The 12,357-nt window shown below is 72.8% G+C and carries 8 protein-coding genes; 2 read left to right on the top strand and 6 right to left on the bottom strand.

Annotated elements, in window-relative coordinates:
- Positions 1–87: 87 nt before the first annotated feature.
- The gene (locus G412_RS37845; protein ID WP_167546447.1) at positions 88–2,370 is read right to left on the bottom strand and encodes a salicylate synthase; all 2,283 of its coding nucleotides are present in this window, start codon (positions 2,368–2,370) and stop codon (positions 88–90) included.
- Positions 2,363–5,881, bottom strand: coding sequence for a non-ribosomal peptide synthetase (locus G412_RS33835; protein ID WP_051338249.1), 3,519 nt, complete (start codon positions 5,879–5,881; stop codon positions 2,363–2,365). The genes G412_RS37845 and G412_RS33835 overlap by 8 nt, the downstream gene beginning before the upstream one ends.
- A 297-nt stretch (positions 5,882–6,178) precedes the next feature.
- On the opposite strand from G412_RS33835, the gene G412_RS0110110 reads away from it, so the two are divergent.
- On the top strand, positions 6,179–7,834 hold the full coding sequence (locus G412_RS0110110) for a (2,3-dihydroxybenzoyl)adenylate synthase (protein WP_208857853.1): 1,656 nt from the start codon (positions 6,179–6,181) through the stop codon (positions 7,832–7,834).
- Positions 7,835–7,899: 65 nt separating this feature from the next.
- On the top strand, positions 7,900–8,106 hold the full coding sequence (locus G412_RS0110105) for an MbtH family protein (RefSeq protein WP_028811998.1): 207 nt from the start codon (positions 7,900–7,902) through the stop codon (positions 8,104–8,106).
- A 66-nt stretch (positions 8,107–8,172) separates the two neighbouring features.
- On the opposite strand, the gene G412_RS0110100 is transcribed toward G412_RS0110105, so the two are convergent.
- From G412_RS0110100 to G412_RS0110085, 4 genes are all read right to left on the bottom strand, one after another.
- The gene (locus tag G412_RS0110100) at positions 8,173–9,231 is read right to left on the bottom strand and encodes an ABC transporter substrate-binding protein (RefSeq protein ID WP_051338248.1); all 1,059 of its coding nucleotides are present in this window, start codon (positions 9,229–9,231) and stop codon (positions 8,173–8,175) included.
- 96 nt (positions 9,232–9,327) lie between these two features.
- A complete protein-coding gene (locus G412_RS0110095) occupies positions 9,328–10,164 on the bottom strand; it encodes an ABC transporter ATP-binding protein (RefSeq protein ID WP_037648284.1) in 837 nt (278 codons plus the stop codon).
- 2 nt (positions 10,165–10,166) lie between these two features.
- Positions 10,167–11,252, bottom strand: coding sequence for a FecCD family ABC transporter permease (locus G412_RS0110090; protein ID WP_028811995.1), 1,086 nt, complete (start codon positions 11,250–11,252; stop codon positions 10,167–10,169).
- Positions 11,253–11,255: 3 nt separating this feature from the next.
- On the bottom strand, positions 11,256–12,317 hold the full coding sequence (locus G412_RS0110085; protein WP_244282897.1) for a FecCD family ABC transporter permease: 1,062 nt from the start codon (positions 12,315–12,317) through the stop codon (positions 11,256–11,258).
- Positions 12,318–12,357: the final 40 nt, after the last annotated feature.

The following is a 12,357-nucleotide window of genomic DNA, read 5'->3' as shown; positions in this document are numbered from 1 at the left end:
TCGGGAATTGACGGTGCGGACGTACGGGGCGGCCGGCCGCGCTCACGAAGGTGCGCGACCGGCCGTCCCGGTCCTTCCCCGTCGAGCTCAGCGGGCCAGCGCTGCGGACTGCTCGTCCAGGGCGGACGCCAGGGGCCCTTCCCCGGTCTCGGCCGCCGGGACCAGGAAGCGCGAGACGCTGCGCAGCTTCTCGCGCGTCTCCTCCAGCTCACGCTCCGGGGTCGAGTGCGCCACGATGCCCGCGCCGGCCCGCATCCAGGTCCGCCCCTCGTGACGGTAGACACTGCGCAGCACCAGGGCGGCATCGACCGTGCCGTCCGCGTCGACCGTGAGCACGGCGCCGCTGTAGAGCCCGCGGGGCCGGCGCTCGGCGCGGCGGATGAGTTCGCACCCCTCGGCCTTGGGTATGCCGGAGGCCGTCACCGCGGGGAACAGGGCGCCGAACGCCTCCCACGCGGTCCTGCCCTCGGCGAGGGAACCGGACAGGCGGGAGGCCAGGTGCTGCACACTGCCCCGCTCCTTGATCGACATGAAGTCGTCGACGGCGACGGACTCGCGGGTGCAGACCTGTTCCAGTTCCTCGGCCACCAGGCGTACGGAGACCGCGTGTTCGAAGACTTCCTTCTCGTCGCGGTAGAGCTCGGCGCGGCGGCCTCGGTCCGCCTCCGGGTCACCCTCCAGGGCGCGGGTGCCCGCCAGGGGCTGGGCGACGACATGGCCGTCCTCGCCCGTGACACGGGCGACGATCTCGGGACTGAAACCGGCTGTCTCCCAGCCGCCGAGGCGCAGCAGGAACGAGCGGGCGGGGTCGTTGCCGCGACGGCCCTCAAGGTACGTGGCGGGCAGGTCGATGGGCGAGGTGACGGGCACGACGCGGGAGAGGATCACCTTGGTGAGGTGGCCGGCGCGGATCTCCTCCACGGCCGCCGCCACCGAGGCCCGGTAGACGTCGGCGTCATGCTGCTCGACGTCGGCGGTCACCCGCCGTGTGCTGCCGACCGCGCCGCCGAGGGCGGCCGCCGAGCGCACCCGCTGCTCCAGCGCGTCGAGGTCCTCGGGGTCCAGTACGCGCAGCAGGGCGGCGCCGTCCTCGATCCTGACCTCGCGCCGGGGTACGGCGAGGTGGGCGAGCGGGGTGTCACCGGGCGCGGCGGGCAGGCCGTGCAGGGGGTAGCTCAGCTCGAACGCGGCCCAGCCGTACGCCCGCCAGCCCTCGACCCGCACGGCGGCCAGGGCCTGGTCGAGCGCGTGGAGCACACCGCGGTCGGCGGGGAACTCGACGGGGTCGGCGTCGCCGAGGCGCAGGGTGGTCCCGCCGGAACGGACGACGACCGTGCCGTACTCGCCTTCCGCCCAGCCGACGGCGCCCCGGTTCTCGTAGAGAACGTAGGCGTCGGCCGAGGTCTCCGACAGTGCCGCCGCGGTGCTCAGCGCGTCGCCGGTCAGCGATATTCGGCGCTCGTGGTAGGCAGGGGCGAAGGTCACGGCTTCTCTCTCTTTCCCGGAGTCGGCTCGTCCGGCGTGGCGGGCGTTTCCCTCGTGGGGATGGGTGGGGCGGGGCGGGTCGGCGGGCGGTACGGCGGCGGGCGCGCCGGTTCCGTGGAGCGACCGCAGCACGTGGTCGATGACGGCGGGCCGCTCGGGCACCAGGTAGGAGTGGCCGCCGGGCAGGACGTGTATCCCGCTCAGGCGGGTGGCGACCTCGCCCCAGCGCGGCGCGTCCCAGGCCGGAACGGACTCGTCCTGGTCACCGAGCAGAACGCGCAGCGGGGTGCTGACGCGGGGGTGGAGCTCGGGGACGTACCGGCCGATGACCTGGAAGTCGGCCCGGCAGGGCGGCAGGATCAACTCCCGTGCCTCCGGGTCGTCGAGCAGCTCGTCCGGCGTGCCGCCGAGGCCGCGCAGGTACGCGACGATCTGGTCGTCGTCGTAGTCCGCCACGGGCGAGGGGCGCTCCAGCAGACGGCGGGGGCTCGGCCTGCCGGAGACGACGAGGGCGGCGGGGCGGGGCCCGCCGGACGCCTCCAGACGGCGGGTCACCTCGAAGGCGACCGAGGCCCCCATGCTGTGACCGAAGAGCACGGTCGGCCGGTCGAGGACCGGAAGCAGCGCGGCGGTGGCGGCGTCCGCGAGCGTCTCCATGTCGGTCAGCGCCCGCTCCGCGGCGCGGCGTTCGCGACCGGGGAGGACCACGGACAGCACTTCCACGTCGTCGGGCACGGCACGGGCCCAGTCGCGGTAGAAGGCGGGGGCGCCCCCGGCCGGACCGAAGCACACGATGCGTGCCGTGGCATCCGGCCGGGGCGCGTACCGCCGGAACCAGGCGTCGGCGGGGGCGCCTGCCGCCGGGCCGGCGAGCGGCTCAGCCATCGGCGCGCTCCGGAACGTCCTCGCCATGGGCCAGTTGGGCGTCGATCTCGTCGTCCGACAGGGAGTCGATCTCCAGGTAGACCTCGGCGACGAGTTCCAGACGGCCGTCGGCGTCGCGGGCCGCGAGGGTCCGGGCGAGCTCCGCGACGGTGAGGGACGCGAGGACGTCGTGGACGGACACGCCGTCGGTGTCGAGGGCCTCGCGCAGCCGCGCGGTGATCCGGGTGGCGAGGATGGAGTCGCCGCCGAGCTGGAAGTAGTCGTCCTGGCGTCCGACGCGCTCGGTGCCGAGGACACCGGCCCAGACGCGGGCGATGACCTCCTCCAGCGAGGACCGTGCCGCCTCGTGCTCGCCTTCCTTCGCCCGGGCGGCGAGCAGTTCGCGCAGGGCGCGGCGGTCGGTCTTGCCGTTGGCGGTCAGCGGCATCTCGTCCAGTACGGCGATGGTGTCCGGCAGCATGTGGGCGGGCAGCCGCTCGGCGGCCTTGGCCCTCAGGTCGTCCTCGTCGAATCCGGCCCCGGCGCCGGTGGCGACGACGGCGCACAGGCGCGGCGTGGGTCCGGTGCGGACGACCAGGGCGGTGACCTGGCGGACGGCCGGGTGCTGTGCCAGCGCGGCCTCGACCTCGCCGAGTTCGATGCGGAAACCGCGGATCTTCACCTGGTCGTCGGCGCGGCCGAGGAACTCCAGGGTCCCGTCGGGCCAGTAGCGGGCGCGGTCACCGGTGCGGTACCAGCGGTAGCCGTCGATCTCGACGAAGCGGTCGGCGGTCCGCTCGGCGTCGCCCCGGTAGCCGTCGGCCACTCCGGCGCCGCCGATCCACAGTTCGCCGGCCACCCAGTCGGGGCAGTCGCGGCCCCGGGCGTCGACCACGCGGCAGCGGACGTTACGCAGCGGGGTTCCGTACGGGACGCTCGTCCACCGTGCGGGCACCTCGCCGCCCACGACTTCCTGGATCGTGGAGTGGATGGCGGTTTCGGTGGTGCCGCCGAGGCCCAGGAACCGGCAGCCGGGAACCTGGGCGTGCAGCCGTACGGGCAGGTCCACGCCGACCCAGTCGCCGCCGAGCAGCACGGCACGCAGGCTGGTGCCCATCGGGTCGTGTTCGGCGGCGGTGAGCAGCATGTCGAGCAGGCTGGGTACGCAGTTGAGGACGGTGACGGCGTGCTGCCGGACCAGCCGGGTCCACGCGGTGGCGTCCTTGCGGGTCCGTTCGTCGACCGTGACGACGGCTCCGCCTGCCGACAGGGGGGCGAAGATGTCGAAGACGGACAGGTCGAAGTCGAGGGCGGAGAGCGCGAGGGTGCGGTCGGCTGGGCCGAGGCCGAGGCGTTCTACGAGGTCGTCGATGGTGTTGGCGGCGGCGTGGTGGGACACCTCGACGCCCTTGGGTTCGCCGGTGGAACCCGAGGTGAAAAGCACGTAGGCCACGGATCGCGGGTCGGCGAGGACCGGTTCGGCCAGGGGGGTGGGCCAGACGGCGGCTTCGGCCAGCGGGAGGGTGGCGGCATCGCCGTCGGCGGTGGCGAGGACGACCTTGACTCCGGCGCGGGCGCGGATGGACTCGGCGCGGGCGGCGGGCTGTTCGACGCCGATCGGCACGTAGTGCGCGCCGGCGGCGTGGACGCCGAGCACGGCGACGAGCTGGTCGGGCCCCTTGGGCAGGCGGATCGCCACCGCGTCACCGGGCTGGACACCACGTGCGCGCAGGGCACCGGCCACGCGGAGCGCCCGCTCGGCGAGCTGACCGTACGTCAGGTACATGGCGTCGGCGGCGAGGACGGCCGGGGCGTCCGGGGCGGTGGCGGCGCGGGCGAAGAAGGCCTGGTGGAGCGGCTGCTCGGGCAGGGGGCCGTCGGTGCGGTTGGCCTCGGCGCGGACGGCGAGCCGGTCTTCGGTGACGAGCGGCCCCACGGGGACGTCCCAGGCGGTGCCGTCGGCCACCGTGCCTATGAGATCGGTGAACGCCGCGAACATGGCCTCGGCGGCGCCGTCGGGGAACGCGTCCGCGCGGACGTCCCAGTTGACGAGGAGGCCGTCGTGCAGCTCGGTGATCTGGGCGTCGAGGAGCACCTGCGGGCCCTGGGAGACGATCCACACGGGTTCGCCGAGGCAGCGCTCCACGTCCTGCCCGAACAGCTCGCCGAGGTCGAGGGCGCTGGTGAAGACGACGGGGGCGAGGACCTGGGAGCCCTGGTCGCGGGAGAGGTCGCGCAGCACCTCGACGCCCGAGTACGAGGAGTGGGCGGCGGCGCGGTGCATACGGTCCTGTGCGTCCCTGGCGCGTTCGGCGAACGTACGGCTCTCGCTCAGGTCGACGTCGAGCAGCACGGAGCTGGTGAAGTCGCCGACGAGGCGGTCCACGTCGGCGTGGAGGGGACGGCGGTCGAACATCGGGACGTTGAGCAGGAACCCGGGCTCCCCGCTCCAGGCACCGAGCACCTCCGCGAAGGCGGTGGCGGCGGCGACCGCCGGGGTGACGGCGTGACGCCGCGCCTGGTCCGTGAGCCGCGCGCGCTGTTCGGGGCTGAGCCAGTGGTGCAGGCGGGTCACCCGGTGCGCGGTGCCGCGCTCGGCCTCGGGACGGGCGGGCAGGGTGGGTGCGCCGGGCAGTTCACCGAGACGCTCGCGCCACCAGCGCACGTCCTGGTCACGCGGCGGCTGAGCGCGGCGCTCGGCCAGGTACTGGGCGTAGGTGTAGCCCAGGGGCGGCAGGGGCCGCTCCGGGTGCTCGTAGAGGTGTACGAGGTCGGCCAGCAGGGTGCGGTAGCTGCGGGCGTCGGCGGCGAGCATGTCGACGTCCACGTGGACGCGGGTGCGGCCTTCGGGCAGCAGAGTGACACGGATGTCGAAGACCTGCCCCGCCTCGACGTCGAGCAACTGATGCGACAGCAGCTCGCGGAGGCCGGTGGTCTGCTCCTCGACTTCCTGGGGAGAGGCGTCACGCAGGTCGAGGACGGGGAGCGCGGTGCCACGGGTCCACGCTCCGACGACTTGGCGGCCGTCGTCCAGGATGCGGGCGCGGAGCATGGGATGACGCTCCGCCAGCGCCGCCACGGCGGCACCGAGGCGGGCAGGGTCGACGCCGGAGCCGTCGAACTCGGTGTACAGATGGGCGGCCACCGCTCCGAGGGCCTGGGAGCCGCCGCGGCCGACCCAGTACGCGTGCTGCATGAGCGCCAGCGGGAAGGGTTCCGTGTCCTTCGCCGTCGAGGGCTCGGGGGCCGCAACCGCCGGGGCGGCCGACGGGGTGGCGTCGGGCGACGGTGCGGCGGCCGCGGCTGCGCCCCCCGCCTCGGCGAGCAGGCCGCTCCAGCCGGCCAGCGTGGGACGCCGTGCCAGGTCGGCGAAACCAATGTCAAGGCCTGTCCGTCGGCAGCGGTCCGCGATCCTCATCAGCTTGAGCGAGTCCAGGCCGAGTTCGATGAGGTTGTCCTGGTCGCCGGGGAGTTCGGCACCGGGGCCGAGCAACTCGGTGACCACACGCCGGAGGTCGTCGATCGACAGCATGAAACGGCTTCTTCCTAGGAACGTCGTGTCGTGAGGAGAGTCGCGTTCCGGACGGTGGTGAGCATCCGGACCGTTCGGCGCGAGAAACGGGCGAACCGCCCTCAAATCGCCCCTGACCAGACAGGAATGGACACCAGTAGCACCCTTCGCGACAGGAGGTGTGCAACGACAGGAGTTAGGTTAACCTAACCACACCTGTTTGTGGATGCCGGGAACGTCCCCGGTCTCCGCGCCCATGACGAGCGGAAACCAGCGAGGAGCGCCAGTCGCCCTCCGGCCACGAGAGTCGAGCCGAACGTGACCCCTATCGCCACCGAGCCCCCCTCGCCCCTGCCCTCCGGGCTGACCCCGTGGCCCGCGGAGACCGCGGCCCGCTATGTCGCGTCCGGCCACTGGGACGGCCGGCCCCTGGGAGCCCTGCTGCGCGACTGGGCCGCCCAGTACGGCGACCGCCTCGCGCTCGTAGCCGGGCGGGAGCGGCTCACGTACCGTCAGCTCGACGAGCGGGCCGACCGGATGGCGGCCGGCCTGGCGGACCTGGGTATACGCGCCGGTGACCGGGTCCTGGTGCAGCTGCCCAACACCGGCGCGTTCCCGGTCCTCTTCTTCGCGCTGGTCCGCCTCGGCGCGATACCGGCCCTCACGCTGCCCGCGCACCGCATCACCGAGATCGGCCACCTGGCCCGGCTGTCCGGGGCCGTGGCGTACGTCATCGCCGACGAGTACGCGGCGTTCGACTACCGGGAACTGGCCGCCGCCGTACAGGCCGAGGCGCCCGAGCTGCGGCACATCCTCGTCGCGGGAGACCCGGGGCCGTACACCTCGCTCGCGAAGGTCGACGCGGAGCCCCGCCTGTTCCCCGACCCCGACCCTGCGGACGTCGCCCTGCTGCTGGTGTCCGGCGGGACCACCGGCGTCCCCAAGCTGATCCCCCGCACGCACAACGACTACGGCTACAACGCGCGGGCCAGCGCCGAGGCGTGCGAGCTGTCGGACGAGACCGTCTACCTCGCCTGCCTGCCCATCGCCCACAACTTCCCGCTGGCCTGCCCCGGCATGCTGGGCACCCTGTCGGTGGGCGGCCGCGTCGTACTGTCCGCCTCCCCCGCACCCGGCGACGCGTTCCCGCTGATCGAGACCGAACGCGTCACGCACACCGCTCTGGTGCCGCCGCTGATCCCGCTGTGGATCGACGCGGCGGAGTGGGACCCCGCGGACCTCTCCAGCCTGCGCGTCCTCCAGGCCGGCGGATCGAAGCTCTCGGCCGACCTGGCCCGCACCATCCCCGACGCGCTGGGCTGCTCGGTGCAGCAGGTGTTCGGCATGGCCGAGGGCCTGCTCAACTACACCCGCCCGGACGACGATCCCGAGACGGTGGCCCTCACCCAGGGCCGGCCGCTGAGCACCGACGACGAGCTGCGCATCGTGGACGCCGACGGCCGGCCCGTCGCGCCCGGCGAGGCCGGCGAGCTGCTGGTGCGCGGCCCGTACACGCTGCGCGGTTACTACCGCGCGCCCGAGGTCAACGCCACCGCCTTCACCCCCGACGGCTACTACTGCTCCGGCGACCTGGTCCGTCAACTCCCGTCCGGCCACCTGATCGTGGAGGGGCGGGTCAAGGACACCATCGACCGCAACGGCGAGAGCGTCTCCGCCGAGGAGGTCGAAAGCCACGTCGCGGCCCATCCGCAGGTCCGGCGATGTGCCGCCGTCGGCCTGCCCGACCCCGCCGGGGAGGGCGAGCGGATCTGCGCGGTGGTCGTCCCCGACGGATCGTCCGCGCCGACCGTCAAGGCGCTGCGGGCCTTCCTGCTGGAGCGCGGCGTGGCCGCGTTCAAACTGCCCGACCGCGTGGAGAGGGTCGCGGACCTGCCGCTCACCGCGATCGGGAAGATCGACAAGCGGGCTCTGCGCCGCGTGCTCGCAGAGCGCGACGGCAGCGGCGGGGCCTGACCGCCGCCGGCACCGCACCTGAGCTCTCCCTCCCGTACCGCCCCACCCAAGAAAGGCGTCTGCCCATGACCAACCCCTTCGACGACGAGAACGGCTCCTTCCTGGTGCTGGTCAACGACGAGGGTCAGCACTCGCTGTGGCCGTCGTTCCAGACCGTGCCCGACGGCTGGCGGCCGGTCCTCGGCCCGGTGAGCCGCTCCGAGGCTCTGGCCCACGTCGAGGCCCACTGGACCGATCTGCGGCCCAAGAGCCTGATCGACGCTCAGCAGTAGACCGGAAATACGCATCGGCCCCTGCCGCGCGCGCGGCAGGGGCCGATGCGTTCGACCGGGAGAGCGTCACACGACGTCGGTGCGGGCCTTGCCGACGGTGGCGGCGAGGTCGTTCAGCACCTTGGTGAAGCGCTGGTACGTGAACGGCGTCTCCGTCTGCCAGTCCGACACCTGACCGGCCTTGACCGCCGGGCTGCCCTTCCACGTCGGGTAAGCGCCGAGCTGCCGGTGGGTCAGGCCGCCCTCGGGACGGGCGTCCTCCAGGACCAGGTCGGCCTTGTAGCGGCCGGCCTCCTCCCAGCTCAGCGTCTCGAATCCGGCCTCGGGCTTCTTCGGCTTGACGATGTCGAGACCGAGCTGCTGGAAGTACTTCACGTCGCCGTGGAAGGCCGGGTCGGCGACGAAGAAGTTCTCCTTCGTGCCCGAGACCACCGCGACGGACAGGCCCTTCTTCGCCTTGGCGGCCGCGGTGACGCCCGCCGCCGCCTTCTCGAAGTCGGCCTTGGCCTTCTTGACCTCGGCGCTCTCCGGGTCCGCGCCGAGCGCGGCGGCCAGCTCGCCGAAGCGCTTCACCGCGTCCGGTACGGCCACGCCCATCAGCTGGATGACCGCGATCGGGGCGACCTCCTGGACCTTCTTGTAGACCTCCTCGGGGATGTACCAGACCATCGGGCCGTAGGCGATGGTGACGATCAGATCCGGCTTGAGGGAGATCAGCTTCTCCATCTGGAACTCGCCGAACGCCGTGCCGACCGAGGTGGTCTTCGACAGGTCGACGTTGCCGATCTGCGGGCTGGTCCTGCCGTCAGCGGTCTTCTGCGGGCCGAAGAGGCCGACCGGCTGGATACCGAAGTCCCACAGGGCGGCGGCCGGGTGGGACTGCGCGACGATCCGCTCGGGCCGCTTGGGCAGCGAGATCTTCTTGCCGCGGTCGTCGGTGAAGGTCCACGGGCCGGAGGCGGCCTTGCCGGAACCGTTCTTGCCGGAGCCCTTGCCCTTGTCGGAGTCACCGCAGGCGGCCAGCAGTCCCGTGGCGGCGAGCGCCCCGCCGAGGGCGAGGAAACGGCGGCGGTCCAGCCGGGCCACCTGACCGGACTCGATGGCGGGAGTTCTGAAAAGGGGCATGACGGTCCTTCCGAGCGGACGTGCCGCAGGTCGTGCAGGGTGGGCGGGGCGGAGGTACGTGCGGGGGGTTGGGGGGTGCGATCGTGGCGGGCGGTTTCAGCGGGCGGTGACGGCCGGCTCGTGCCCGGTCCGGCCGCCATGGTGACGGCCGAACGGGATGATGAGGGGGCCGCCGCCTGCCGGGTCCTCGATGACCGTGCAGCTCAGGCCGAAGACCTCGGCGATGAGCTCCCGGTTGATCACCTCGGGCGGGGCGCCCTCGGCGATGACCTGTCCGTCCTTCATGGCGATGACGTGGTCGGCGTACCGGCAGGCGTGGTTGAGGTCGTGGAGCACCAGGACGACGGTCCGTCCCTGCTCATGGTTGAGGTCGACGACCAGGTCGAGGATGTCGATCTGGTGCGCGAGGTCGAGGTGGTTCGTGGGCTCGTCGAGCAGCAGGACCGGTGTGCCCTGCGCCAGCGCCATGGCGATCCAGGCGCGCTGGCGCTGGCCGCCGGACAGTTCGTCCACGCTGCGTTCGGCCTGATCCAGCAGGCCGGTGGCATCGAGGGCACCGTACACCGCCTGCTCGTCGTCGGGCGACCACTGACGCCACCACGACTGGTGCGGGCTGCGTCCGCGTTTGACGAGGTCGAGTACGGTGATGCCGTCCGGCGCGACGGGCGACTGCGGCAGCATGCCGAGTTGGCGGGCGAGCTCTTTGCCGCGCATGGTGTGGATGAGCCGGCCGTCCAGGTAGACGGCGCCCTCCTTCGGCGTCAGCAGCCGCGACAGCCCGCGCAGCAGCGTCGACTTGCCGCAGGCGTTCGCACCGACCACCGCGGTCACCCGCCCGGCGGGGATCGTCACGTCGAGGGCGTTCACCACGTTGTGGCCGTCGTACGCCAGGGTCAGGCCCTCGGCGGTGAGCCCCTGCGATCGCTTTTCCACGGTCACCCTCCTGAACCGGTGCGGTTGGACCTGCCGAGCAGCCAGAGCAGGCAGGGGGCGCCGAGTACACCGGTCACGACGCCGACGGGAAGTTCGGTGCCCGGCAGAAGCTGACGTCCCGCCACATCACCGGCCAGGACTACGAAGGAGCCGACCAGCGCGGACGGCAGCAGCGCGGGGCCCGGTACGCCGACGAGACGCAAGGCGATCTGCGGCGCGATCAGCGCGACGAAGGCAATGGGGCCGGCGGCGGCCGTCGCGAACGACACCAGGCCGGCGCCGACGGCGAGCAGCGCGATCCGCGCGGTCTGCACCGGCAGTCCCAGCGCTTTCGCCATCTCGTCGCCGAACTGCAGCCCGCCGAGCCACGGCGCGAGCAGCACCACACACGGCAGCAGCACGGCCAGGGCGATGGCGAGCGGGCCGACGTGTTCCCAGTCGCGCGCGTTGAGGCTGCCGGTGAGCCACATCAGGGCCTGCTGGGCCTGGTAGACGCCGGCCTTGAGGAGCAGGTAGCTGGTGGCGCTGGTGCACAGTGCGGCGATGCCGATGCCGACGAGCACGATGCGGTAGCCGGTGGTGCCGGACTTCCAGGCGAGGACGTAGATGAGCGCCGACGCGCCGAGGCCCCCGACGAGTGCCAGTGTCTGAATGCCGAGTCCGGAGCCGAGGCCCATGAGCAGTCCGGCGGTGGCGGCGGTACCGGCTCCGGCGGAGACGCCGATGACGTCCGGACTGGCCAGTGGGTTACGGGTCAGCGTCTGGAAGATGGCTCCCGCGACGCCGAACGCCGCCCCGCAGAGCAGCCCCACCAGGGCGCGGGGCAGGCGCAGGCTGTGGACGACCAGGGCGGTCGTCGGGTCGCCGCCGCCCGCGAGGCTGCGTACGACGTCGGGGAGCGGCAGGTCGAGTTCGCCGAAGGCGACCTCGACGACGAACGCCGCGGCCACCGCGGCGGCCAGCAGCAGGCTCACGAGGACGCTGCGCGGCCGGACGATCCAGGAGGCCCCGGTCCGCGGCAGCCGGATCACCACCCCGCCCGCGTTGCGGACGGCGGCGGCGCCGCGCGTGGTGTCGGTGACGGTCACGGCTCACAGCTCCCGAAGTCGACGGCGGCGCACCAGCGCGATGAAGAACGGCGCCCCGATCACGGTGACGACGATGCCGACGTGGAGCTCGTCGGGCCGGGCGATCAGGCGCCCGGCGATGTCGGCGGCGAGCAGCAGACTGGGGCCGAGCAGCGCGGAGTACAGCATGATCCAGCGGTGGTCGGGGCCGGTGAGGAGGCGGGCGAGCTGCGGAATGACCAGGCCGACGAAGGCGATCGGCCCGCACAGGGCGACCGCGCCTCCGGCGAGGAGCGTGGCGGCTGCGGCGCCGCGCAGCCGTACGAGACCGACGTTTCGCCCCAGGGCCGTGGCGACACCCTCGCCGAGGGCGAGGCTGTTGAGCGCGGGAGCGGTGGCGGCGGCGAGGACCGCTCCGACGGCGATGAAGGGCAGTACGTCGACGAGGACTTCGGCGGGCTGTCCGGTCAGCGAACCCACGACCCAGAAGCGGAAGTCGCCGAGCGCCGCGGCGTCGAACAGGAGCACGGCGTTGACGAGGGACTGGAGCAGCGCCGTGACGGCGGCACCGGCGAGGGCGAGTTTGGCGGGAGTCGCTCCGCCTTTTCCGGCACTGCCGAGGGCGTAGACAAGTGCGATCGCGGCCAGGGCTCCGGCGAAGGCGAACCACACATAGCCCTGGGGGGCGGTGATGCCGAGCAGTCCGGTGGTGAGGACGACGCCGAGGGAGGCTCCGGCACTGACGCCGAGGAGGCCCGGGTCGGCGAGCGGGTTGCGGGTCAGACCCTGCATCAGGGCTCCCGCCATGCCCAGAGCGGCGCCGACGACCAGGCCGAACTCGGTGCGTGGTACGCGCATTTGATGGACGATCCCGGACTCCTCGGAGCTGTCCGGGCTCCACAGGAGTTCCAGGACGCGTTCCGGTGCGATCGACTTGGTGCCGAGGGCTATGGAGCACAGGCAGAGCAGCCCCAGCACGATCAGGCACACGGGGACGGCGACGAGGTGTACGCAGGTCCGTCGCGGAACCGTCTCGGGTGGTCGAACGGGCGACGCCGCGGACCGGTTCTGCGAAGAGGAGAGCACGAAGCAAAGGATAGCCATACCTAAGTACCGGCCATCAAGG

It is taken from the genome of Streptomyces flavidovirens DSM 40150 (genome assembly GCF_000429085.1).
In the GTDB taxonomy this organism is placed as follows: domain Bacteria; phylum Actinomycetota; class Actinomycetes; order Streptomycetales; family Streptomycetaceae; genus Streptomyces; species Streptomyces flavidovirens.
Note: the sequence above shows the minus strand (reverse complement) of the source record. Positions and strands in the feature narration are given on the sequence as shown.